This window comes from Buttiauxella sp. BIGb0552, from assembly GCF_004366275.1.
GTDB lineage: Bacteria > Pseudomonadota > Gammaproteobacteria > Enterobacterales > Enterobacteriaceae > Buttiauxella > Buttiauxella gaviniae.
Window position 1 is genome coordinate 64717 of record NZ_SODY01000010.1, and the last position, 24459, is coordinate 89175.

The 24459-nt window shown below is 49.1% G+C and carries 25 protein-coding genes; 13 read left to right on the forward strand and 12 right to left on the reverse strand.

Annotation, left to right across the window (positions count from 1 at the left end; genetic code table 11):
* The first annotated feature begins 28 nt into the window (after positions 1-28).
* Both EDF88_RS23290 and EDF88_RS23295 read left to right on the forward strand, forming a co-directional pair.
* Complete coding sequence (locus EDF88_RS23290; protein ID WP_134187667.1) at positions 29-949, forward strand: glycosyltransferase; 921 nt, start codon at positions 29-31, stop codon at positions 947-949.
* Positions 937-2145 (forward strand): O-antigen ligase family protein, encoded by a 1209-nt coding sequence (locus tag EDF88_RS23295; protein ID WP_134187669.1) that lies wholly within the window; start codon positions 937-939, stop codon positions 2143-2145. The genes EDF88_RS23290 and EDF88_RS23295 overlap by 13 nt, the downstream gene beginning before the upstream one ends.
* A 21-nt stretch (positions 2146-2166) precedes the next feature.
* On the opposite strand, the gene EDF88_RS23300 is transcribed toward EDF88_RS23295, so the two are convergent.
* Positions 2167-3126, reverse strand: coding sequence for a polysaccharide deacetylase family protein (locus EDF88_RS23300; protein WP_134187671.1), 960 nt, complete (start codon positions 3124-3126; stop codon positions 2167-2169).
* Between the two features lie 153 nt (positions 3127-3279).
* On the opposite strand from EDF88_RS23300, the gene rfaQ reads away from it, so the two are divergent.
* The 7 genes from rfaQ (at position 3280) to coaD (ending at position 10314) form a co-directional block, all read left to right on the forward strand.
* Positions 3280-4362 carry a putative lipopolysaccharide heptosyltransferase III gene (rfaQ, locus tag EDF88_RS23305; protein ID WP_134187673.1) on the forward strand — a complete coding sequence of 361 codons (1083 nt, stop codon included), beginning with the start codon at positions 3280-3282 and terminating at the stop codon, positions 4360-4362.
* On the forward strand, positions 4359-5486 hold the full coding sequence (locus EDF88_RS23310) for a glycosyltransferase family 4 protein (protein WP_134187675.1): 1128 nt from the start codon (positions 4359-4361) through the stop codon (positions 5484-5486). The genes rfaQ and EDF88_RS23310 overlap by 4 nt, the downstream gene beginning before the upstream one ends.
* 3 nt (positions 5487-5489) lie before the next feature.
* The gene (locus EDF88_RS23315; RefSeq protein ID WP_134187720.1) at positions 5490-6590 is read left to right on the forward strand and encodes a glycosyltransferase; all 1101 of its coding nucleotides are present in this window, start codon (positions 5490-5492) and stop codon (positions 6588-6590) included.
* 20 nt (positions 6591-6610) lie between these two features.
* Positions 6611-7612, forward strand: a complete 1002-nt coding sequence (locus tag EDF88_RS23320) for a glycosyltransferase (protein ID WP_134187677.1) — start codon at positions 6611-6613, stop codon at positions 7610-7612.
* A gap of 166 nt (positions 7613-7778) precedes the next feature.
* Entirely contained in the window at positions 7779-9053 is a 1275-nt protein-coding gene (gene waaA, locus EDF88_RS23325) for a lipid IV(A) 3-deoxy-D-manno-octulosonic acid transferase (protein ID WP_064515010.1), read from the forward strand.
* Positions 9053-9829, forward strand: a complete 777-nt coding sequence (locus EDF88_RS23330) for a glycosyltransferase family 2 protein (protein ID WP_134187679.1) — start codon at positions 9053-9055, stop codon at positions 9827-9829. Before waaA ends, EDF88_RS23330 begins: the two co-directional genes overlap by 1 nt.
* Positions 9826-10314, forward strand: coding sequence for a pantetheine-phosphate adenylyltransferase (gene coaD, locus EDF88_RS23335; protein WP_064515006.1), 489 nt, complete (start codon positions 9826-9828; stop codon positions 10312-10314). The genes EDF88_RS23330 and coaD overlap by 4 nt, the downstream gene beginning before the upstream one ends.
* Positions 10315-10343: 29 nt before the next feature.
* Here the strand turns inward: coaD and mutM are convergent, their stop codons facing one another.
* The 4 genes from mutM to radC all read right to left on the reverse strand — a co-directional run bounded on the left by mutM (position 10344) and on the right by radC (position 12537).
* A complete protein-coding gene (gene mutM, locus EDF88_RS23340) occupies positions 10344-11153 on the reverse strand; it encodes a bifunctional DNA-formamidopyrimidine glycosylase/DNA-(apurinic or apyrimidinic site) lyase (RefSeq protein ID WP_064515004.1) in 810 nt (269 codons plus the stop codon).
* Between the two features lie 72 nt (positions 11154-11225).
* Positions 11226-11393: a 50S ribosomal protein L33 gene (gene rpmG / locus EDF88_RS23345; protein ID WP_002208990.1), complete on the reverse strand. Its 168-nt coding sequence runs from the start codon at positions 11391-11393 to the stop codon at positions 11226-11228.
* A 13-nt stretch (positions 11394-11406) separates the two neighbouring features.
* Complete coding sequence (rpmB, locus tag EDF88_RS23350) at positions 11407-11643, reverse strand: 50S ribosomal protein L28 (protein ID WP_034461465.1); 237 nt, start codon at positions 11641-11643, stop codon at positions 11407-11409.
* Between the two features lie 216 nt (positions 11644-11859).
* Positions 11860-12537: a DNA repair protein RadC gene (gene radC, locus EDF88_RS23355; RefSeq protein ID WP_208326171.1), complete on the reverse strand. Its 678-nt coding sequence runs from the start codon at positions 12535-12537 to the stop codon at positions 11860-11862.
* Between the two features lie 164 nt (positions 12538-12701).
* On the opposite strand from radC, the gene coaBC reads away from it, so the two are divergent.
* The 3 genes from coaBC to slmA all read left to right on the forward strand — a co-directional run bounded on the left by coaBC (position 12702) and on the right by slmA (position 15066).
* Complete coding sequence (gene coaBC, locus EDF88_RS23360; RefSeq protein WP_134187726.1) at positions 12702-13913, forward strand: bifunctional phosphopantothenoylcysteine decarboxylase/phosphopantothenate--cysteine ligase CoaBC; 1212 nt, start codon at positions 12702-12704, stop codon at positions 13911-13913.
* Positions 13891-14349 (forward strand): dUTP diphosphatase, encoded by a 459-nt coding sequence (gene dut / locus EDF88_RS23365; protein ID WP_064514998.1) that lies wholly within the window; start codon positions 13891-13893, stop codon positions 14347-14349. The genes coaBC and dut overlap by 23 nt, the downstream gene beginning before the upstream one ends.
* A gap of 120 nt (positions 14350-14469) precedes the next feature.
* A complete protein-coding gene (gene slmA, locus EDF88_RS23370) occupies positions 14470-15066 on the forward strand; it encodes a nucleoid occlusion factor SlmA (protein WP_134187681.1) in 597 nt (198 codons plus the stop codon).
* 97 nt (positions 15067-15163) lie between these two features.
* Here slmA and EDF88_RS23375 read toward each other — a convergent pair whose 3' ends face one another.
* The 7 genes from EDF88_RS23375 to rph all read right to left on the reverse strand — a co-directional run bounded on the left by EDF88_RS23375 (position 15164) and on the right by rph (position 23446).
* The gene (locus tag EDF88_RS23375) at positions 15164-16186 is read right to left on the reverse strand and encodes an alcohol dehydrogenase catalytic domain-containing protein (RefSeq protein ID WP_134187683.1); all 1023 of its coding nucleotides are present in this window, start codon (positions 16184-16186) and stop codon (positions 15164-15166) included.
* A gap of 9 nt (positions 16187-16195) precedes the next feature.
* Positions 16196-17632, reverse strand: coding sequence for a sugar porter family MFS transporter (locus EDF88_RS23380; RefSeq protein ID WP_134187685.1), 1437 nt, complete (start codon positions 17630-17632; stop codon positions 16196-16198).
* Between the two features lie 231 nt (positions 17633-17863).
* On the reverse strand, positions 17864-19264 hold the full coding sequence (locus tag EDF88_RS23385; RefSeq protein ID WP_134187687.1) for a sugar isomerase: 1401 nt from the start codon (positions 19262-19264) through the stop codon (positions 17864-17866).
* 18 nt (positions 19265-19282) lie between these two features.
* A complete protein-coding gene (locus EDF88_RS23390; RefSeq protein WP_134187689.1) occupies positions 19283-20716 on the reverse strand; it encodes an L-fucose/L-arabinose isomerase family protein in 1434 nt (477 codons plus the stop codon).
* On the reverse strand, positions 20713-21612 hold the full coding sequence (locus tag EDF88_RS23395) for a helix-turn-helix domain-containing protein (protein WP_134187728.1): 900 nt from the start codon (positions 21610-21612) through the stop codon (positions 20713-20715). Before EDF88_RS23395 ends, EDF88_RS23390 begins: the two co-directional genes overlap by 4 nt.
* A 337-nt stretch (positions 21613-21949) precedes the next feature.
* A complete protein-coding gene (gene pyrE, locus EDF88_RS23400) occupies positions 21950-22591 on the reverse strand; it encodes an orotate phosphoribosyltransferase (RefSeq protein ID WP_064514994.1) in 642 nt (213 codons plus the stop codon).
* A gap of 138 nt (positions 22592-22729) precedes the next feature.
* A complete protein-coding gene (gene rph, locus EDF88_RS23405; RefSeq protein WP_034461471.1) occupies positions 22730-23446 on the reverse strand; it encodes a ribonuclease PH in 717 nt (238 codons plus the stop codon).
* A gap of 124 nt (positions 23447-23570) precedes the next feature.
* On the opposite strand from rph, the gene EDF88_RS23410 reads away from it, so the two are divergent.
* Positions 23571-24434: a YicC/YloC family endoribonuclease gene (locus tag EDF88_RS23410; protein WP_134187691.1), complete on the forward strand. Its 864-nt coding sequence runs from the start codon at positions 23571-23573 to the stop codon at positions 24432-24434.
* Positions 24435-24459 lie beyond the last annotated feature (25 nt).

The following is a 24459-nucleotide window of genomic DNA, read 5'->3' on the forward strand; positions in this document are numbered from 1 at the left end:
CTGCTTTTTGCTATTAATGAGTAGGTATATGGCCACCCTCCCTTTTCTAAGCATTATTATTGCAGCACATAATTGTGAAAAAACCATCGATGATACATTTGATAGTCTTATCAACGCGCTAGGCCCTGCGATAAGTGAATCTGAGATAATTATCATTGACGATGGTTCAGAAGACTCCACAGCCCAAAAAATTTCTTCTTTCGCTGAAAAATTCTCCCAAGTTATTATCTCAACAGTAAATTATAAAAATATTGGGATGGTTCGCCAACATGGTGTTTCCTTGTCACAAGGTAAATACATCACAATGTTGGATAGCGATGATATTATAAAGGCCGAAACTTTAACGCCCATTTTTACTTTTTTACATGATGTCAAACCTGACATGCTTCTCACCCGTTTACATGAAATTCGTGATCTTAATAAAATAAATCACCAGTGGTCGGGTTTAAAGCCTGAAAAAATATCTCAAAATGAAGCTATAACCCGTTTTCTTATCCATAAAGACCTTCAAGCCCATCTGATTGGTCAGTTTATAAAACGTGATATTTATATAGAAAATAAAATCCCTCCTATGACGTGCTATGAGGATTTTTATATTTTCCCTAAAATGTTAACGCAAGCGACAAACATTTACTTTCAGTTTGACAGTCATTATTACTATATAAAAAGGCAAGGTAGTTTATCTACCTCACTGGATCACGATAAAATAAAAAATCTACTCACCTGTACAATTAAAATGGAAGATGATTTACCAGTGAAATTTCGTCATCTTATATTGTGTCACTGGCTAGATATCTATCTTAAACACTATGATTCTCTGACAGAGAATGATCATCGTTCTATTGTTAAAAAACATGTCGTTATGACACATTCATTAGGTTTTTTCCTAAACCGCCATGTTCGATTCAGTTATAAGAGAAAAGCTTTGAGTACATTATGGAAAAATTAAAATCTCGCATTTACGTTTCGGTTTTTATTTTTGCAGCGCTTTCGGTCGCATTCGCATTACTTAGTAACGGAAGACAAAAAGATTTTTACTACATTGCAGTCTATTTGAGTATCATTGGCATAATCATTGAGCGGAAAAGTCTCTCTTTTAACAAATTTAACATTGCCTATCCGATAATGCTAATCGGTGTTGTAAAATTAATCTGGTTCTTATGGCTTGGTAAGGATGTAAATGGCTATAATACTTACAGCGATCAGTTTGGAGCAGGAAAAAAATTACTACTTGGCGGCGTGTTAGTTTTTTATCTCACTCAATTCAGCCACTATATTCGAGCGATAAATTATAGAAACGTTATGCTTGCCATAATTGGCATCGCTTTTGTTTCTGCATCTTGCTATGCATTTTGGCAATCGTGGAACGGAATTGGCCGGGCTGAAATGGCAATTAACAGAGCAACGATTTCTGCATATGTTTATTCAACTCTGAGTGTTATTTTTATTTATCTATTATATATTCAGAAAAAACCTTCATGTTATATCATAGCCGCATTAAGTATTGTTTTATCATTCACAGTTGTCATTTTAACAGGCACTCGCGCAGCAATTATTCTTCATTTGCTAATCATCGCGATGATGACGATTTATTACTTTAAAAAACTTCACTTCAAGTCAACATTAATTGTATTAGTTATCGCTCTACTAGCCAGTTTTGCTCTCTACAAAAACTACATTCACCCTAAAATACAACAAACATATAATGAAGTAACACTTTACCAGGAAGGTAAGGACAATACGTCGCTCGGTTCGCGCTTCTCTATGTGGACGGTTGGTTTAAAAAACTTTGTTAACGCCCCATTTGGGCAATCTATGCAATCTCGATTTAATTACTCAGAGCAATATGTCTCAAAGAACCCTCAATATAAATCGACAATGGAATTTCTCAATGTACATCTTCACGATGAAACGATCGAAACATTATCGCTGCAAGGGATATTCGGTGGGTTAACATTGTTGTGGTTCTATGTGAGTATATCCTGGGTAGCAATTCGCGACCGCAATACACCATTGTTATTTACGATGAACTGTTTAGCTGCATACGGTTTAAGTGATGTTTTACTTTTAAGCTCAGAAGCTATTTTATTTTACATCGCGCTAATAGGGATCTGTGGAATTAAGCTTCCCGAAAAAAGCATCTAGATAGAACGAAAAAGCCGGATTTTATCCGGCTTTTTTTGCGTCATAATACTCTGCCAGCGTCATCCCCACCGTTCTTTCAGCAAGCCAGGAAAATAACGTTTCTAAATCCTGATATAACTGCTCAATATCTGCTTCATTCTTAAATGTAGGGCTACCACCCGGCATAAACTCCGAGGAATGGAGCATAAATTCAACGTAGTCATTACCCTCAGCTAATGTTTTTTCCGCAACCGCTATCATTTGTGCGGCGTTACCACCCGATGGGCGCAACCAATTAACGGAAGGACTACGATATTTTCCACGAAGCCGGTCATAGCTCTGTTTAAAGCTATTCATTAATGGGCTGTGCTTATATTGAATGCTCATCGGGACTTCAAGCAGCGTAGAGTTACCGGGCTGGCTAATATTTTCCAGATCCATGAAATAAGCCTGGGTCGGAAAATGTTGATAATCCGTTCCGCCATTGCCTGTTGGGGCCCCTTTAGCATTTCGCCAGTTAACCCTTGGGGTCACTGAACAATCCACCTTATAACCCAATTCCACCAAAAGTTTGGCGTAACGGCTATCAAATGCCCAACGCCCGGCACGATGGCTGATCATTTTTGTGCCAAAAGTTTCTTCCAATAGAGTGGTCATATAAACCACCTTCTCGCGTAGGACCTCATCAGGATACTCAATCAGATAAGGCTGCCAGCGCCAGTCATCACCGGTTAAGTCATAATCAGGTGGGCTATTCCATGCATGTAAATGCATGCCAACTTCACCCTGGCCACGAGCAATTACATCCTTAGCAAATTCGATGTAATCCGGGTCGATAGCCATTTCATAATTTGTCAGCCAAACCGGTTTAAAACCATATTTCTCACATAATGCCTGGAAACGAGGTAAAAAACGGGCATTCTCAGTTTTGATTTGCCGGTGGTTTTGCCACAGATTATCGCCTTCGGTATCAATAGTAATGATGAATGCTGGTTTAGTCATTTCCGTCTCTGAGCTAACACGAGGTTTACATCATGTTACGCAGCCTGTCTGATTAGGGCAAACCGCTTACGTTCAAATTTCTGACTTCTGAGCACAAATGTAGCAACCATACTCAAGGTCTATTAGAATCACCCTCTGGTTGATCACCTAAAGATGATAATGAATAACGCCTTGAATTCTCTCGCAAGCGAGCCACCTGCTCGCATTCTACTAATAAAGTTGCGCCATCATGGTGACATGCTGCTCACCACCCCAGTGATCAACTCATTACATCAGGCATGGCCACAGGCAGAAATTGATGTACTGCTGTATGAAGAAACACGCGATATGCTGGCAGCTCATCCATTCATTCATCGTATTTATGGCATTGACCGTAAGTGGCGAAAACTCGGTACTCGCCAGCATTTATGCAAAGAATGGCAGTTACTCAAAACGCTGCGCGAGCAAAAATACACTTTGGTCATCAACCTTGCCGATCAGTGGCGTAGTGCTATTGTGACTCGTTTCACCGGCGCCCCTTCACGTATCGGTTTCGATTTCAATAAACGTCGCGGGTGGTTCTGGCGCAATTGCCATACTCAACTTGCATCGGTAGCCCACCATCAGACTCTGCATACCGTTGAACAAAATTTATCCATCCTTGCTCCGCTTGGTATCTCTGAATGTCGCAGTGTGACGATGAGTTACCAGCCTGAAGACTGGCAAACCGTGCAAGCTACGCTGCAAACCAAAGGTGTGGAAGGTTCATTTATCGTGGTGCAGCCTACATCCCGCTGGTTCTTCAAATGCTGGGATGAGAGCAAAATGGCGCAAACTATCACAGCGCTACAAAATGACGGTCATTCTCTTATTTTGACTTCCGGTCCCGATAAGAATGAAAAAGCGATGATTGAGAAAATCCGCGCATTATGCCCGCCAGAACGCATTTATTCCCTCGCAGGTGAATTAACCCTGCGACAATTAGCCGCGCTCATTGATCATGCTCGCCTGTTTATTGGCGTAGATTCAGTGCCAATGCATATGGCTGCTGCGTTAAGAACGCCCTGCATCGCATTATTTGGCCCGTCAAAATTGAGATTCTGGAGCCCGTGGGATGTCGTCGGTGACGTTATCTGGGCTGGTAACTTCGGTGAACTTCCCGATCCAGACAAGATTGATACCAATACGAAAGAACGTTATCTCGATGCCATTCCGGTTAATGTCGTTGTAGCCGCCGCAAGGAAACAGTTGTTATGAAGCACTGCCGTCTGGCAATCGTCCGCCAAAAATATCGCCCGGATGGAGGTGCCGAGCGTTTCGTTTCACGTGCGCTTGAAGCATTAAGTGCCCATGACATGGAACTCAACGTTATCACCCGGCAGTGGGAAGGCGAACGCCAGGATAACTGGCATATTCATATATGTGACCCAATGAAGCTTGGGCGAATCAGCCGTGAAAAAGGTTTTGCTGATGCGGCCAGGAAACTTTGGCAACGTGAAAATTTCGATATTGTTCAGAGTCATGAGCGCATCGCAGGGTGTGATATTTATCGGGCTGGTGATGGCGTTCATCGACGCTGGTTAATGCAGCGAGCCAGAATTTTACCGACATGGCGTGGAAAGTGGTTATTTATGGACAGATACCACCGCTATGTCATGCAAGCTGAAAGAGCTATGTACCAGGCTCCTGAGCTAAAAGCCGTAATCTGCAATGCAGAAATGGTGAAGCAAGAAATCATCGAAGATTTCTCTATACCTGCTAACAAGATACATGTCATCTATAATGCCATTGACTCCTCCCGCTTCGTTCCAGCAAATGATGAATTGAGAGCTAAGTTACGTAATGAAATGACCATCCCGCAAAATGCGGTGACGCTGGTCTTTGTAGGATCGGGATTTGAGCGCAAAGGGCTTGCCAGTGCGATAAGAGCCATTGCGAATACCGATCGCTATCTTGTCGTTGTCGGACAGGATAAAGCCGATAAACAGTACCAAGAACTGGCACAATCTTTGGGGTGCCAGAACCGAGTGCGGTTTATGGGGATGCAGAAAAACACACTGCCTTTCTATCAAGCTGTTGATGGACTATTACTGCCAACGCTATATGATCCATTCCCTAATGTGATACTTGAAGCAATGGCATGTGGTTTACCGGTTATTACTTCGCACACCTGTGGTGGTGCTGAATTTATTACAACCGGACAAAATGGATACGTTTGTGATGCACTCGATATCCCACGATTGTCAGAAGCGGTAATGGCAATACCATCGCGCTTTGTTGATGAAAGTATGGGGATATTTGCTCGTGAACGAGTCAGGGATGCGACACCGGAAAAACTTTCACAGCAGCTTATTTCGCTGTATCAAAACATACTGGATTAGATGATGCGTATCCTAATGGTTATTGATGGTTTACCTGGCGGCGGTGCTGAAAAGACCGTTCTAACCTTATCGCAAGGTTTGGTGGGCATGGGCCATCAGGTTTCCGTATTTTCTCTGCGCAGTGTCTGTGACTATGACCTCCCTGAGGGCGTTGATTATCAAGTCATTCTGGATACCTGTAGAAAACCCTGGCGTAAACTAACTGAACTATCTCGCCGTGCAGCGCTGCTCGATAGCGCAGTTGAACAAGCGCAGAAAAAAGGGAAATTTGACCTCATCTTTTCGCATCTGCATAAAACCGATCGCATTGTTGCCCACACAAAATCTATACCGCGTGAAAAGCTTTGGTATTGCGTGCATGGCATGTTCTCTTTCTCGTATCTCCAACATCGTCATGGCTTCTCCCGCTGGCTAAAACGCAAAAAAATTCAAAGTGTTTATCAGAACAGTAACGTCGTCGCCGTATCTAAAGCGGTGCTGCAAGATATTACTCAGGGTTTCGACATCACGCTTTCCCGCAGCTCCGTCATACATAACCCATTCGACATTGACGGGATTCATTTACGCGCGAAAGAGCCATGTGAGATGGCGGGGCAGGATTATCTCATTCATGTTGGGCGTTTCCATGAACATAAGCGCCATGATCGACTCATCAATGCCTACGCGCTTAGTAAGATTCAGGTTCCATTAGTCTTGATGGGCAGCGGTAGTGAAGAACGCATTGCCGAGATTAAAGCGATGGCTGCTGCCGCAGGCGTTGCTGACCGCGTCATTATCAAATCATTCGTTCCTAATCCTTATCCGTGGATTGCCAATGCACGCATGCTGCTGTTGAGTTCAGATTGCGAAGGGTTTGGTAACGTATTAGTAGAAGCTCTGATTTGCCAGACACCAGCAGTCAGTACGTACTGCCCGGGTGGGCCTGCAGAAATTCTCACAGAGGGACTAGCTCGCGGTCTTTCTGGTATGACGGCTCAGGAACTTGCGAATACCATGCTGGATATTTATAACAATCCACCGATTATCGACTCCACGAAGATTGAATCTTATAGCATTGGTGCCATCTGCCAGCAGTACTTGTCGCTGGCGGCAGAAGAAAGATAACGAAATTTTCAGGTAATTTTATGCCACAAAACCTACGTCCACTTCTTAGCGTTGTCGTTGCTGTTTATAACGGCGAACTTTTCTTGGCCAAATTTTTTGCCTGCCTTGAAGCTCAGAATATCAGCAGCATGGAAGTCATTATGGTGAACGATGGTTCAACCGATGGCTCGATGGCGATAATTGAAGCATGGCGCAGCAAATTCCCCGGCATGAAAGTTCTGGAGCAGGAAAACCAAGGCGTTTCTATTGCACGTAATACAGGACTGGCAGTGGCTACTGGCCAATACCTTTCCTTCCCGGACATTGATGACGACTTTAAACCTGGCATGTACCGCCATCTTCTTGATTTAGCGCTGAAAAATAACCTGGATGTTGTCACCTGTAATGGTAATTACGTCTATGAAAATAATAAGAAACCTTCACGCCCTATTTTCCCGCAGGATAAACTTCAGTCCACCGATGTACTGAGTGGTCCACAATGGCTGAAACGCGCACTGGATTCACGCAAATTTCTGCACGTTACTTGGCTAAACCTCTATCGCCATGATTTTATTCGCGAACATGGGTTTACGTTTGAGCCAGGTTTGCGCCACCAGGACATTCCGTGGACAACAGAAGTGTTACTAGCCGCAGAACGTGTTCAATATACTGACGAGCAATACTACGATTACTACATTCATTCAGCCTCGGTTTCCCACAAACCTGATACTGATGACACGCTGATCCGCTCCGCTCGCCATTACATGAAAATTCTGGAGATGCTGGATGCTATTAACCAGCGCTATCCTGAAGCCGTCAAAAACATTCCAGCCTGCAACTGGCAAATTGCAAAAGAAGGCCTTGGAATACTGCATACTTTCAACAGCATGAAAGATCCGCATAAAAAGAAGATGATCATCCAGGAGTTTTTTGATCGCGGTATCTGGCGCCTTATCTGGAAAAATGCCCGCGGCTTCCGCCTGCGCTGGCGCTTGGGTCGTCGTTATCTAAAACTGAAGAAAGCAACACGAGTACCTGGTTGAGAAACATTTCTTTTACGGGTAGTGCTTACTACCCGTCATTTTTGCAACACGACACAAACTGCTCCGAATACTAAGCAATGCCTTCGTGAAGTTACCAAAACAATAGCTTTAAGCCTCCCGAATGCTTAGAATTTGCCCGCCGATAATGAAAATACGGAAAATTCGCTTGGAATCGTTGTATACCGCCCTGTTCTACCTTATCCAGCCCCTTGTGTGGCTGCGACTATTACTCCGTAGCCGTAAAGCTCCCGCGTATCGTAAACGCTGGGCGGAACGCTACGGTTATTGCCGTGGAAAAGTGGAGCCCGATGGTATTCTTCTGCATTCAGTTTCGGTAGGTGAGACACTGGCGGCAATTCCGTTGGTGCGAGCACTACGCCATCGTTACCCAACGATTCCGATTACCGTCACCACGATGACCCCTACCGGCTCTGAACGTGCTCAGTCGGCGTTTGGGCAAAACGTGCATCACGTCTATTTGCCTTACGATCTCCCCTGCGCCATGAAGCGCTTTTTCAACACCGTGCGCCCGAAATTGGTCATCGTGATGGAAACCGAGCTGTGGCCAAACATGATCAACGAATTACATAAGCGTAAAATCCCGTTGGTCATTGCCAATGCCCGTCTCTCTGCCCGTTCGGCAAATGGATATAAAAAACTGGGTAAATTTACGCGCCGTCTGATGAGCAAAATTACCCTCATCGCCGCGCAGAATGAAGAAGATGGCGGACGTTTCATCGAACTAGGATTGAAACGCTCGCAACTGACTGTAACCGGCAGCCTAAAATTTGATATCTCTGTGACTCCAGAGCTTGCCGCGCGCGCGATTACGTTACGCCGCCAGTGGGCCCCGCATCGCAAAGTCTGGATTGCTACCAGCACCCATGATGGCGAAGAGAGCATCATTCTTGATGCCCACCGCCAGTTGCTGGCCAAATTCCCTGATTTATTACTCATTCTTGTCCCGCGCCATCCGGAACGCTTTAAAGACGCACGGGATATGGCTCAGAAAGCTGGTTTCAGTTACATCATGCGCAGCAGCGGAGAAAAACCGTCCAACAGCACGCAAGTGGTGATTGGCGATACGATGGGCGAACTGATGATGCTGTACGGGATTGCCGATCTCGCCTTTGTTGGCGGCAGCCTGGTTGAGCGTGGAGGCCATAACCCGCTGGAACCGTCTGCTCATGCAATTCCGGTCTTAATGGGCCCGCACACCTTCAATTTCAAAGACATTTGCGCCAGATTGCAGAATGCTGATGGGCTGATTACCGTCACCGATGCCAACTCATTGGTCAATGAAATCACCACTTTGCTGACTGATGAAGATTATCGTCTTTACTACGGTCGCCATGCAGTTGAAGTGCTTCACCAGAATCAAGGCGCACTGCAGCGCTTGCTACAATTACTGCAACCGTATCTGCCGCAACGGAGCCATTAATGCCCAATCGTTTGTCCGTCGTGATGATCGCTAAAAATGCGGCAGACGTATTGCCAGAATGCCTGGCTTCAGTTTCATGGGCAGATGAGGTGGTGTTGCTGGATTCAGGAAGTACCGATTCTACCGTCGAGATAGCCCTTCAGGCAGGTGCAAAGGTTTTCATTAATGAAGACTGGCAGGGCTTTGGCAAACAACGTCAGCTCGCACAGAGCTACGCCAGCCACGATTATATTTTGATGATCGATACCGATGAGCGCGTCACACCCGAACTGGCCAGCACACTCAAAGCGGTACTAGAAAATCCTCAGCAAGATACTGTTTACAGCATTGCACGCCGCAACCTATTCCTCGGACGCTTTATGCGCCACAGCGGTTGGTATCCCGATCGTGTGACTCGCCTCTATGCCCGTTCGCGCTATAGCTATAATGACAATCAGGTTCATGAATCTCTAGAAGCACCCGGCGCAAAAGTTGTCCCACTTAAAGGGGATTTGCTCCATTTGACCTGCCGTGATTTCGCAAGCTTCCAACGCAAACAGTTAAATTATGCGACCGCTTGGGCGCAAGAGCGTCATCAACGCGGCAAACGAGTCTCTATTGCAGGTATTTTTGGTCACACCTTCGGAGCATTTTGTAAAACTCTGTTGTTGCGTGCTGGTTTTCTCGATGGGAAGCAGGGCTGGTTACTTGCGGTCGTCAATGCACAATACACGTTTAACAAGTACGCTGAACTCTGGGCACTGAATCAAAGCTACACGGAAAACAAACCTCTATGACCACCCGAGCGATTTACCCGGGCACGTTTGATCCCATTACCAATGGTCATCTGGACATCGTGACTCGCGGTGCGATGATGTTCGATACTCTGATTCTGGCGATTGCGAACAGCCCACATAAAAAAACCCTCTTCACACTGGAAGAAAGAGTTCAGCTCGCGCAAGGTGTTACAGCACATTTGCCGAATGTTGAAGTGGTTGGGTTTAGCGATCTGATGGCGAACTTTGCGAAGACCCAGCAGGCGAATGTCCTGGTCCGTGGGCTACGTACAGCGGCAGATTTTGAGTATGAGATGCAGCTGGCTCATATGAACCGCCACTTAATGCCTGAGCTTGAAAGCGTGTTTCTGATGCCGTCGAAGGACTGGTCTTTTGTCTCTTCATCGCTGGTAAAAGAAGTCGCCCGCCATCATGGTGATGTTGCACACTTCCTGCCGAAAGCAGTTTGCAAAGCGTTACTGAAAAAAATCAATCAGCCCCAATAGCATTCGAGTTGCATGATGACGGGTGATAATTAATGCTGGCAGTGGCGGCAATAAAAAGTACTGCGCTGTCCATGCTTGCTGATAATAATTGGTGCACCACAAACCCTGCATGGTTCACCTGCCCGTCCGTAAACCTGTAATTCCTGAGCGAAATAGCCTGGCTTACCATCAGACTGCAGAAAATCTTTAAGTGTCGTACCACCTTGCTCAATCGAGCGAAGCAGCACTGCTTTAATCGTCTTAACCAGTAAATCACATTCTGTTTGAGACAATGACTGCGCAGCTCTATCCGGATGGATCCCCGCAGCAAACAGCGATTCGCTGGCGTAAATATTACCCACTCCCACCACAAGCTTGTTATCCATTAGCCACGGTTTAATGGCGATTTTCTTTTTCGCTGATTTCTCGCGCAGATAATCAGCCGAAAACTCGTCGCTCAGTGGCTCTGGGCCAAGATGTGCCAGCACATTGCTACCTTCAAGCTCTTTCGCCCACAGCCACGCACCAAAGCGGCGTGGATCTGTATAGCGCAGGACTTTGCCGTTACTCATCACCAAATCGACGTGATCGTGTTTTTCAGCAGGATAATCTTCAGGAAGAATGCGCAGGCTACCCGACATGCCAAGATGGATAATAATCCAGCCATCGGGAAGTTCGAGCAGCAAGTATTTAGCGCGACGCTGCACACTTAAAACGGGTTTATCACTCAGAGCATGGATTTCATCAGAGACAGGCCAACGCAGTCGACCATTACGCACGACAGCATGCAAGATGGTTTCACCAACCAGATGTGGCTCTATACCACGTCGGCTGGTTTCTACTTCAGGTAACTCGGGCATAAATCCTCCGCACTCTAAGTCCTAAAACAAAAAAACCCCGCCGAAGCGAGGTTTTCATCAAAGACACTAAAATTATTTAATTTTAGCTTCTTTGTACAGTACGTGTTGACGGACAACTGGATCGAATTTTTTCAATTCCAATTTTTCCGGTTTAGTACGCTTGTTCTTCGTGGTGGTATAGAAGTGACCAGTACCAGCAGAAGAAACCAGCTTGATCTTCTCGCGAACACCTTTAGCCATGACTTAGTTCCTCTTAGTACTTCTCGCCACGGGTACGCATATCGGCCAAGACCGTTTCGATACCCTTCTTATCAATTACACGCATACCTTTAGCAGATACACGCAGTGTGACAAAACGCTTCTCGCTCTCAACCCAAAAACGGTGAGAGTGCAGGTTCGGCAGGAAACGGCGTTTGGTCGCGTTCATTGCGTGGGAACGGTTATTACCGGTCACCGGACGCTTGCCAGTAACTTGGCAGACTCGGGACATGTCTATTCTCCAAAAATCAAATTAGCTCGAGCTTCGTATAGGGTTATGGCGCCTCGTCAGGCCGCAAGCCTGGTCCCTGGCGGTTCAATGTGAACCACAGTTCCAGGCGCATAATGCCAAAACCCGAGATTCTCAAAGGTGGCGTAGTATACGCTGCCTAACGCATGTGCTCAAGTCCCGAACAGACAAAGATCCCCAAGGATCGCGCAATTCGTCTTAAATCCACCCACGTTCGGCAAAAGAAACGTACTCTCCACGGCCAATAACAAGGTGATCGAGCACTCGAATTTCCATAAACAGGCAAGCTTTTACGATACGTTCAGTAATAACACGATCAGCTTTACTCGGTTCTGCTCGACCAGACGGGTGATTATGCGCGAGTATTAACGCCGCTGCATTGGATTTCATCGCTTCACGCACAATTTCTCTCGGATGAACCTCAACATGGTTCAATGTTCCCGAAAACATAGGGCAATGTTTAATCACCCGATGCTGATTATCCAAAAAAATAACCATAAAGATCTCACGCTCTGCAGTGGTCAGTTGGCTTTGGATGAAATCCCTTACGGAATCAGGCCCCTTGAGCGTTAGCTCCTCAACACCTCGCGAATAGTAATAACGCCTCGCCAGCTCAGCAATGGCATTCAACTGGGTGTATTTTGCGCTCCCAATACCTTTCACATCCTTAAATTGCGAATAATCAGCCGACAGCAGCCGACTTAACGACCCAAACTGATGCAGTATGCTTTGCGCAAATACCATGACATTCATGTTTCTGCAGCCAGTGCGTAAAAAAAGTGCCAGTAATTCCACATCAGATAATGAGCTAGCCCCAAATTTCAAAAGCTTTTCCCGCGGCATATCCGCTTTGTCTTGCCTCAATGATTCGTCCATCAGAACCTCCCTGCCCTTCGTTATTACTATTTAGCACAACTCGAGCAATGCACACGACTCGCAGATATTCTCCATGCGGGATGTCTCGCAAACTGCAAAAAGTCGATACCGAATGAGTGTGGTAAAATATTTAGATGACTGTGACTTCTGGTGGAAAAATCATGATTGGGCTTGCTGGCAAAAAAATTGTTCTGGGTGTGAGTGGCGGTATCGCTGCTTACAAAACGCCAGAACTGGTACGCCGTCTGCGCGAACGCGGCGCTGAGGTTCGGGTAGTAATGACTGAGGCCGCCAAAGCCTTTATTACACCACTGAGTTTACAAGCCGTTTCAGGTTATCCCGTATCAGATAGCTTGTTAGATCCCGCAGCAGAAGCGGCTATGGGGCATATCGAATTAGGCAAATGGGCTGATTTAGTTATTCTTGCACCAGCGACAGCTGATTTAATTGCTCGCATTACCGCAGGGATGGCAAATGACCTGGTAAGCACAATTTGCCTTGCGACACCCGCACCCGTTGCCGTTTTGCCAGCCATGAACCAACAAATGTATCGGGCTACAGCAACTCAGCACAATCTTGAGGTTTTATCTACGCGCGGCCTATTGATCTGGGGGCCTGATAGCGGCAGCCAAGCCTGTGGCGATATCGGTCCTGGCCGTATGCTCGACCCATTAGCGATTGTTGAGATGGCCGCGCAACATTTTACTGTCATCAAAGATCTGCAACATCTTAATGTCATGATTACCGCAGGCCCAACTCGTGAACGCCTGGACCCGGTGCGTTACATCACCAACGATAGCTCGGGAAAAATGGGCTTCGCAATTGCGGCTGCAGCGGCAACACGTGGTGCAAATGTGACATTAATTTCTGGCCCTGTTTCTTTGCCAACCCCACCATGGGTAAAACGCATTGATGTCACCACGGCCCTCGAAATGGAAGCCACGGTTCAACAACATGTCCAGGGGCAGCAAATTTTTGTTGGCTGTGCGGCTGTTGCAGACTATCGTGCCGCCGCAGTTGCTGAAGAAAAAATCAAAAAGCAAGGCGATGAAATCACAATAAAAATGATAAAAAACCCGGATATTGTCGCCGGTGTCGCAGCACTTTTAACTCATCGTCCTTATGTTGTTGGGTTTGCCGCCGAAACAAATAATGTGGAAGAATACGCCAGGCAAAAACGCGTGAGTAAAAACCTCGATCTGATTTGTGCGAACGATGTTTCACAAGAAGGTCAGGGATTTAACAGCGAAAACAATGCATTGCACCTTTTCTGGCAGGATGGAGATAAAGTCTTACCTCTTGAGCGTAAGGAACTCCTTGGCCATCTTTTACTGAACGAGATAGTTACCCGTTATGATGAAAAAAATCGACGTTAAGATTCTGGACCCACGCGTTGGCCAACAGTTCCCACTGCCGACTTATGCAACTTCTGGCTCCGCAGGTCTTGACCTACGTGCCTGTCTGGATGAGGCCGTAGAGCTTGCTCCTGGTGTAACCAAGCTTATTCCAACCGGGCTGGCTATCCATATCGCTGATCCGTCTCTGGCGGCCGTCATTCTGCCTCGTTCAGGACTTGGTCATAAGCATGGCGTAGTGTTAGGCAATCTTGTCGGGCTGATAGACTCCGATTACCAGGGTCAGTTAATGGTTTCCGTGTGGAACCGTGGACAAGACCACTTCACCATCGAACCCGGCGAACGCATTGCACAAATGGTGTTTGTGCCTGTCGTTCAAGCTGAATTCAATCTGGTTGAAGATTTCGACTCCAGTGACCGAGGCGAAGGCGGTTTCGGCCATTCTGGTCGCCAGTAACTTCGTTTATAAACGTAACCCCACAGCGTAAAAAATGTGAAAAAACCGCAAACTTTAAGTTTGCGAGCGCTGTGTGGCTACTTGCCTGACAAGTGCGTTATTTCAGGGGTATTTTAGAACATGGCAGAAAAACAAGCTGCGAAACGGAATCGTCGCGAAGAAATACTTCAGTCTCTGGCCCAAATGCTTGAATCCAGTGATGGAAGCCAACGAATTACCACCGCTAAGCTCGCGGCGACTGTTGGCGTTTCCGAAGCTGCCCTTTATCGACATTTTCCTAGCAAAACGAAGATGTTCGATAGTCTTATCGAGTTTATTGAAGACAGTCTAATTACCCGTATCAATCTCATTTTGAAAGATGAGAAAGACACACACTCTCGGTTACGTTTGATTGTTCTACTGATTCTCGGGTTTGGCGAACGCAACCCTGGTCTTACACGTATTCTCACCGGCCATGCTTTGATGTTTGAACAAGACCGCTTGCAAGGCCGCATCAACCAGCTCTTTGAGCGTATTGAAGTGCAATTGCGCCAGGTGATGCGAGAAAAGAAGATGCGTGAAGGCGAAGGGTTTGTTACCGATGAATCGCTGCTAGCAAGCCAGCTTCTGGCATTTTGCGAAGGGACGTTGTCGCGTTTTGTGCGAAGTGAATTCCGCTATCTACCGACCGTTGATTTTGATATCCGCTGGCCGCTGATTGCCTCACAACTTCGTTAAATCAAAACCACCCGCCTATTACTGAAAAACCTCCGGGTAATGGGCGGGTAAAAAAGACAGAACCCCACATTTTTGTAGGGTTTTGTCTTCTTATCAACTAGCCATTCACGTCAATCATGGTTTTTATTTCATTAACAATAGGTTGCGTCCATGCTTCCTGCGCACGCCGTAATGGCAGGCTGCGGCTTATCAGAATATCTGCATTCAGCTTCTGCGCTTCGAGTGCTGCGATCACCGCAGGCCAGGTAAATTTATAACGCATCACGCCATGAATAGTGACTTCCCGTTCGATGACCGCCGACATCGGAAAGCCCCCCACAGGCTCGCCCACGCCAATGATTATCGCCCGTCCGCCCGAAACCACATGCAGGCAAGCATCGTGACGCACTGACTGCACCCCGGTACATTCCAGCAGCACATCGTATTGCCGATCGTTGTCCGCAAGATCCCGCAACGTTTCAGCCCCCAGCCCGTGAGCAATCTGGCGACGACCATCCTGCGGTTCGACAAGCACCACTTCCGTCGCCCCAAAAGCTTTCGCCACCTGCACGGCGAATAACCCCACAGGCCCGCCGCCGGTGATCAACACCCGCGATCCCAACTGCACCCGGCCTTTTTGTACCCCCGCGAGCGCCACTGAAATAGTCTCAACCATCGCCGCCGCATGGTCACTGATGGCATCGCTAATTGCATGCGCGTTTCTTGCCGGGACACAAAGGTATTGCTGCATTGCGCCGTAAGTTCCCGGAACGCCGAAAAATTGCTGCGTCGGGCAAATATTGTAATCGCCGCGAAGGCAATGTGGGCAGTGACCACACGGCACCAGCGGGTCCACCGAGACGCGCTGACCCACGCGAGCGGCGCTCACCCCTTTCCCCACCGCCACAATCGTGCCGCCAAATTCATGGCCCATGATCATCGGTTCAGTGATAATTTCGCTACCGCAGCGTCCGTCAAAATAGAAATGTTTGTCCGAACCGCACACGCCAACCGAGCCGATTTTGAGCAACACCTCCCCCGCCTGCGGTTGTGGCACGGCGGTGGTTTGCAACGCCAGCGTCTCTTTCGCCACCAAAAACAGCGCCTGCTGGGTATCCGGAATAGCTGATGGTGAATACATAATAACCTCTCAGTCAGAATTAATTTTATGGAGTGAAAGAGCCTGCCGGGGGTTGAACTGTCCATTAATCAGGCTTTGCTCGATATCTTCCAGCGATCGTCCGCGCGTTTCAGGTGCATATCCCCAGACGAAAAACCAGGCCAGCGCATTGACGATTGCCAGCACGCCAAACACCAGGCCGATGCCGAGCGCGTCAGCGCTAAAATAGAGCAGCAGGGTGACGATAAAGTTGACGGTCCACAGCGTAAAAGAGCACAGCGCCGTTCCCTTCCCCCGCACACCAAGGGGGAAGATTTCTGCGCAATACAGCCAGGTGACGACAGAAAGGCTGCCGCCGTTAAACGCGAAATACCCCAGCAGACAGGTCAGCACTACGACTTTATTCGTGTCGCTGAGTATCTCCTGCGCGTTGGCAGACCACGGCAATAACAGCGACATCACCACCAGCACGATCACCGCACCCGGAAGGCCAATCAGCATTAAACGTCGGCGTCCCAGCACATCCAGCAGCCAGATCCCAAGCAGCGTGAACGCGGTGAGCACCACCCCAATCCCAACCGAACCGAGGATTGCCGCCGACTTACCAAACTGTGCCATGACTAATAAAGAGGGAGCGTAATAGATAATGGCGCTGATGCCGGTTGCCTGAGAAAAAATGGCAATGCCAAGCCCGGCCACCAGCGCGGGGCGCACCCACGGTTGAAAAAGCTCGCGCCAGCTTGATTGCTGTTGGCTGTGTAGTCGCTGGATCTCATCCACCTCCTGCCCAGCCTCCTGTTCAGTGCGCCCGACGCGCATCAGAATGGCTTTCGCCCGTAAGGCCTGCTGCTTGCCGACCAACCAGCGCGGGCTTTCAGGCAGGAAGAGCATCATCACCACAAAAATAACCGCCGGGATCACCGCCAGCCCCAGCATCCATTCCCAGGAGCCGGATGGCCCAAGCAGATATCCCACGGCATAGGCCAGTAGCGTACCGACGCAAATCATCATCTGAAACAGCACGCCTTGCGCACCACGCCGATGTGCCGGTGCCAGCTCAGCAATGTACATCGGGACGATTTGCGAAGAGCCGCCCACGCCCAGCCCCAGCAAAAATCGCATAACAATTAGCATCGTGAGAGAGGTCGCCAGCGCACATCCCAGCGCAAACAGCGCAAACAGTAATGAGATAACAATCACTGTTTTTCGTCGCCCCAGGCGGTCGGAGAGCGGGCCGGTCAGCAGCGCACCGAAAATCGCCCCGAGAAGCGTGGCGGAGGTCACCACTGACTGCATAAACGCGTTGTCCGTAATGGCGAAATCCTCGCGCAAAAACAGCAACGCACTGGCGATAATTCCCGTGTCATAGCCGTACAGTAGGCCACCAATACTGGCTCCAATGGCAACCAAAAAACTGTAACCTTTGCCGTGTCCGGCGGACGCAGAGTGTTGCGATAACGTGTTCATGTTAACCTCACAAAAGGGTTGCCAGGCTCCCTTGTGCGGATAACGGCAAAGGGAGTACCTGCGATAACGGGTATCACACGTAAGGATTAAGAGCACTGCCCAGGTCCAGAATGGCAAATAAAATAGTCTGATGGACCAGGCTCTCAGCGGGAGAAAGCGGACTTCCCACAGGACGAACAACGCGCAACCACGACCAACGACGAGAAACGTCACGGCCATGCGCGGGAAAGATCACACCTCGTGGACCGGGATCCGCAAAAGTTGGCCCAGCTTATGAAACGCCTGAGCGTGATGCCCACGCCCCATCGCACAGTGATGCGTTGGGCCGCAGGCAGCCCAGTCATCAACAAACGTGCGCAGTCCATTGCGGAAACGGAACAGCGCATTAGTGTCCCCTAACTGCAACGTTTTACCTTCAACCAGCTCCCCCTCGGCCAGTACCAGTATGTAGTGACCGTCCGCGCCCTGAGTCACGGAAGCCAGCGTCACCGGGCCAATGGCGGGCGTAAACTGAGTCAGAAAACCGCTGCCCGGTTTGCCGTGAAAAACGGGGCTCATTTTCAGGAGCGATTTTTCATTGGCAATATCAGGATCGCCCGCCCCGCTGTGGCCCACAATGCAGAGATCCTGATTGAAATCCATCGAGTACAGTTCCGTCAGCGTGGCACTCCCGGCCAGCGATTTCATCAGCGTCAGCGCAATGGCGGTTTTGATATCGGCCTCAACCGGGCAGGCGATCCCCTGCTGAGTGAGCATGGAAAATACCGGATTAGACGCCGAGATAATCTGATGCATATAACCGCTGGGCTGAACTTCAAAATGGTTCGACAGGGCGATCAGCTGATGCTCATCAACCAGCTTGCGGGTTGCCAGGTAGACCTCAATCATTGAGGCCAGATGCTGCTCATCCAAATCCTCCGGCAGACGAAAAACCGCTTTCACCTGTCGGCTCGCCTGTTCCAGTTGATCCTGATGAAAACCGTGGGCAATATTGGCCGCAATGTCTTCCCAGTTCAGATGCTTAACGTAGCTGCCAAAGGTGCGGAAAATCTGCGTTTCATCAACATTCAGATCCATCATGCCCGGATAAGGACGGCCCAGAATGCCAATATTGCCGGACTTCAGGCGACGACAGGCATCGGCGGCGGCACACCACTGGGCGATCTTCTCATCGAGGACAGCGTCCCCATCAAGGTAGCCGGAAATCACCGCAAAAGGATGTTCAAAGCGGCGTAACACGGCGGTCATTTCAGGAAGACCCGCGCAAGAACACCCTTTTCCTAACCAGTCATCAATGGTTTGCGTGCTTTCTAAATCCAGCGCCGGAACTGACTGGACGTTTAGCAGCACCAGCGTCACGTTGCCTAATGCCCGCACCACGGGCAATAAAGACTCCGACGAGGCGTAAGTTGCCAGGTGGCAGAAGACGATATCGACATCTTCCGCCTGAAAACGCCGACCCGCCTCACACGCTCTGGCCGGGTTATCCACCATCCCCACGGAGACAATATCCCGTGGCGAAAATTTGCCCAGCAACTGCTGATGATGCGCCATCAACTGCTCTTTCATCCCGGCAAACTGTGGCCAGTACGCTTCAAGCCCGATGGCAAATACCCCTATTTTTGCACTCATTTACGCTCTCCTTAACGGCTACACGATTCGATTTGCCTGCACGCCAAGCAGGGCGGCGAGTTTCTCAAGCGTCTCGCCATGATGACCAATCCCGATAGCACAGTGGTGAGCAGCCCCGCCGCGCGACCAGCGTTCGGTGAACGCTCTGGCACCAATGGCGAAGCGATAGCGGCTGTTGGTGTTGCCGATATCCAGCACTTCGCCCGCCACCGATTCCCCTTCGGCGTATTGCAAAATCACCTGGTTGTGGACATCTTCCACCACCGACAAAAAGGTGACCGGCCCGTTGCGCACGCTCATTTGAATCGAAATCCCCTTACCTGGCTTACCGTGGTAAACGGGCAGCGGCACCAGGCGCACATCGCCTTCTGCCATCGCCGGATGCGCGGGGCCATCGTGCCCCCAAAGAACAACATCATCATCAAAATCAATGCCGTAGGGTTCAGCAAACGAGCCGCCAGCCCCCAACAGTGAGAGCATTTTCATCGCAATCACATTTTTGATTTCGTACTCCCCGGCCACAGGAATATCCCGGCCAGTGAGCAGCGTGTTGCCCAGAATCAGTGAGGTGACGATGTTTTCATAGGCATTGCCCGCCATCCCCTCGTAGTAATAGGCCAGCGCGTGCAGCCCGTTTTCACGCACCAGGCCGTCGAGCGCCACGGCGGTGTGCATCGCCCGCTGTAGCTCCTGTTCATCACAACTGGCGTCGGTGACCAGTTTTTCCTGAATTTCCCGCTGTTTATCCGCAAACTGGGCAGGTGAAACCTGCTCTCGCAAGCTCAACAGCTCGCACATTTCCAGCGGCTGAAACCGCACGCCGAGCTTTGCCGAGAGGTTAGTCATATTGGAATAAACGTCGTACATGCCGTTGTAGTAATGGCCCAGCACACCGATATGGGTTTGCGCCAGTTGCTTTTTCAGGGTGAGCGCCGTAAGCCAGGCGTGGGTTTGCTGCCAGACGTGAGGGTCGTTGTGCAGCGCACCGACGATCATTTCCCAGTGAATACCGGCACGATTGAAGACGTTTGCCAGTTCAGGCGCACTACAGGCCTGGCAATGGGCTAACCATTCGCCGGTACGCACCCCGCGATCCGGCAAATCACGAATGGCCGCGTAGGGCAGCGTCCGTTCAGGTTGCAGGGCGAGGATCAGCACCGGCACGTTAAATTGTTGTACCAGCGGCAGTACCGTGGAGCTCAGGGCATAGGTGCTGATAACAATAACGATGACATCTGGCGAAAAGTGCTTCAGGCGCAGCGCCAGGGCGTCGCTTTTTTCCAGCGAATCCACCAGCCCACCGTTGAGCATATTCAGCGGCGGCGTGGCGAGCTGCTGTTCTATCTCATCCAGATAGCCAAGCAGGCGCTGTTCAAGTCCGGCAAATTGCGGCCAGTAGGTATTCAACCCAATGCCAAACAGGGCGGCATTGAGTGTGACGGGGAGGTTCATACGTTATCTCCTGAAGAGAGTAGATGGTCTGAGAAGGGAAAATGGCCTCGTCCCGTTCCACGCTCCTGAAGCACGCGTCGGCAGTGGCTGGGGGACTGATTAAAGGTTTTCTGGAAAATGACGGAAAAGTAGTTGCTGTCGCTAAAACCGCTGATTGAAGCGACCTCAGAGATGGGTAATTCGCTGGAGCTGAGCAGGTTAATGGCGTGGCAGAGCCGACGCTGCATCTGATAACGGCTGATGGTCATGCCAGTGACCTGTTTGAAGGTATCGCGGACCGAACGCGGTGACAGCTGATGCTGCACGCAAAGCGATTCCAGCTCAAACCTTTCGCTCATATTAGACCCCAGCGCGGCCATCACCAGATCGATATCCCGCCGGGCATGAGAGGCCGGTTTCTTCGCCTGGTAACGGTGTCGCATCAGTAACAGCACCAGCTCAAGAAATATCGATTCGGTAAGACGCAGAGAAAACAGGTCCTTTCTGCTGCACTCACCCGCCAGGCGCTCAATGTGTGGGTGGATCAATGCCAGCGATTCGCCGGTCAGCCGCCAGCTACGGCTTTCCTGGTGGGTTTCGATACCGGGCAACAGGCTGTTCCAGTCGGTGCCTAAGCGCAAACGATCCCGGCAAAATAAAATATTCACCAGTTCAAGATTCTCGACTGACTGGTAATAGTGCTTGTCCTGCTGCGTGACATACAGCACATCGCCATAGGTAATGCGGTACGGCAAACCATTCCAGATGTGTAAGCCGTTGCCCCGCCAGACAATCACGATTTCATCAAAATCATGGCTATGGAGAGGAAAAATATCCTGCGGATAACGATGTTCCACCGCCACCGGATGGGCCGCGCCAGTGAAGTAATCACTTCGCTTAAGCGTTAAGGATCTCATCATTTTCCCCGACGGTGGCTTCAAGATGGAGCCAATATAAGGTAAGTCAACGTAACGCTGCCTTGAGGACGGGGAAGAAAATTGGTCATATTGCGACCAAAAAATTAAGAATCAGGAGGGGATTATGGAAGTTGCAAAGGCGGTCACGTTTTGAAAATACGAGCGGGTCGATCGCTAAAAATCAAAACCACGTGCATAGCAGGTAGTTCAGACTGATGACAAAGCTATATTTGTAGGTGGGATTTTGTAGATCGGATTAGCGCAGCGACATCCGACACAACAGGTGTAAATGGTGGATGTCGCTTACGCTTATCCACCCTACAATTGTCAGATTTTCTTACACGCCATACTGAGTACGGTATTCCTGTACAGCCGCTAAATGCACAGCCATCTCAGGTTTTTCTTCCAGGTATTCAACCAAGTCTTTCAGAGTGATGATTGAAATCACTTTGCATTGGTAATCACGCTCAACTTCCTGAATCGCTGATATCTCGCCACGACCACGTTCCTGGCGGTCCAGAGAAATGAGCACGCCAGCCAGTGATGCATCATTAGCGGCAATAATTTCCATGGACTCACGAATTGCCGTACCTGCGGTGATAACATCATCCACCAGCATTACACGCCCTTGCAGCGCGCTACCAACCAGATTGCCACCTTCACCATGGTCTTTGGCTTCTTTGCGGTTAAAGCAATATGGCAGATCAAGCTCGTGATGTTCGGCCAACGCAACGGCGGTAGTCGTCGCGATTGGAATCCCTTTGTAAGCCGGCCCAAACAGCAAATCAAACTCAATCCCGGAATCCACTAACGCTGCAGCATAAAAACGGCCCAACAGTGCCAGGTCGCGCCCGGTATTGAACAGCCCGGCATTGAAGAAATAAGGACTGGTACGCCCGGATTTCAGCGTGAACTCGCCAAACTTAAGTACCTGCTTGTTAAGCGCAAACTCAATAAACTGGCGCTGATACGGTTTCATGGATTTGCTCCTATAACTTTCATTTATATATTTACCCAAAACAATTCGAGTTACATCACGGCAAGCGAATACTGCCAACTACGATGCAGCTTGAAGTATGACGGGTATAAAAAAGGCGACTCTCAGAGTCGCCTAAAATCAATTTTCTAACGCCGCCTTCTGCGCCGTTACGATAGATTCAATTCCCCCTCGGGCCAGCGCCAGTAGCGCCAGTAGCTCTTCATGGGTGAACGGCTCGCCTTCAGCGGTGCCTTGAACCTCAATCATTCGGCCATCTTCCATCATCACGACGTTCATGTCGGTTTCTGCAGCAGAATCTTCAACATATTCCAGATCGCAAACAGCAGCACCATTAACGATACCAACTGAGACTGCAGCTACCATCCCTTTCATCGGGTTGGTTTTCAGCTTACCTGCGGCAACCAGCTTGTTCAATGCGTCAGCCAGAGCAACACAAGCACCGGTGATTGAAGCTGTACGAGTACCACCGTCAGCCTGCAGAACATCGCAGTCCAGCGTGATGGTGTATTCACCGAGAACCTTCAAATCTACTGCTGCACGAAGCGAGCGAGCAATCAGGCGCTGAATCTCAAGAGTACGACCGCCCTGCTTACCTTTTGCTGCTTCACGGAAGTTACGCGTATGAGTTGCACGAGGCAACATACCGTATTCTGCGGTGATCCAACCCTGGCCCTGGCCTTTCAGAAAACGCGGAACGCCTTCTTCAACAGTGGCGGTGCAAAGCACTTTGGTATCGCCAAACTCGACCAGCACGGAGCCTTCTGCGTGTTTGGTGTAATTACGGGTCAGGGTGACTGGGCGCACTTGTTCGGCGCTACGACCTGATGGACGCATGGGGTTATCTCCGGCTAAAACGAATGTGGCTGCGCATTATACGGACTTCGCTCGCTTATTCCTATCATGCAAGTCCTGGCATAGCTATAATCCCCACATCTATTACGCAATACGGTTACGAAATATGATCCGCAGTATGACCGCCTATGCCCGACGTGAAGTTAAAGGCGAATGGGGCAGCGCCTCCTGGGAGTTACGTTCAGTAAACCAACGTTATCTCGAAACTTACATTCGCATGCCGGAGCAGTTCCGTAGCCTCGAACCTGTGGCACGCGAACGTATTCGCACTCGCTTAACCCGCGGAAAAGTAGAATGTAACCTGCGTTTCGAACCTGATGCCCGCTCACAAACTTCTTTGTTGCTCAATGAAAAACTGGCTAAACAGCTGGTAGAAGCGGCCAACTGGGTCAAAATGCAAAGCGATGAAGGCGAAATCAATCCGGTCGATATTTTGCGCTGGCCTGGTGTGATGTCAGCACAAGAACAAGATCTCGATGCCATCACCGCTGAAATTCTTGCAGCCCTTGATGGTGCGCTGGACGACTTTATTGTTGCCCGCGAAACCGAAGGCGAAGCTCTGAAAGCGATGATTGAGCAACGTCTGCAAGGTGTCAGTGCTGAGGTCGTCAATGTTCGCGCACAGATGCCTGAAGTTTTGAAATGGCAACGTGAACGCCTGGTTGCAAAACTGGAAGATGCCCAGGTTCAGCTTGAAAATAATCGCCTTGAGCAAGAGCTTGTGCTGATGGCTCAGCGTGTCGACGTTGCTGAAGAGCTGGATCGTCTGGAAGCTCACGTCAAAGAAACGTACAACATTCTGAAGAAAAAAGAAGCCGTTGGCCGCCGCCTCGACTTTATGATGCAAGAATTCAATCGCGAGTCGAATACCCTTGCCTCAAAATCTATCAATTCAGATGTCACCAATTCAGCGATTGAACTGAAAGTGCTGATTGAACAGATGCGTGAGCAGATTCAGAACATCGAGTGATGTTCACATTGTCTTTTTAAGCCCG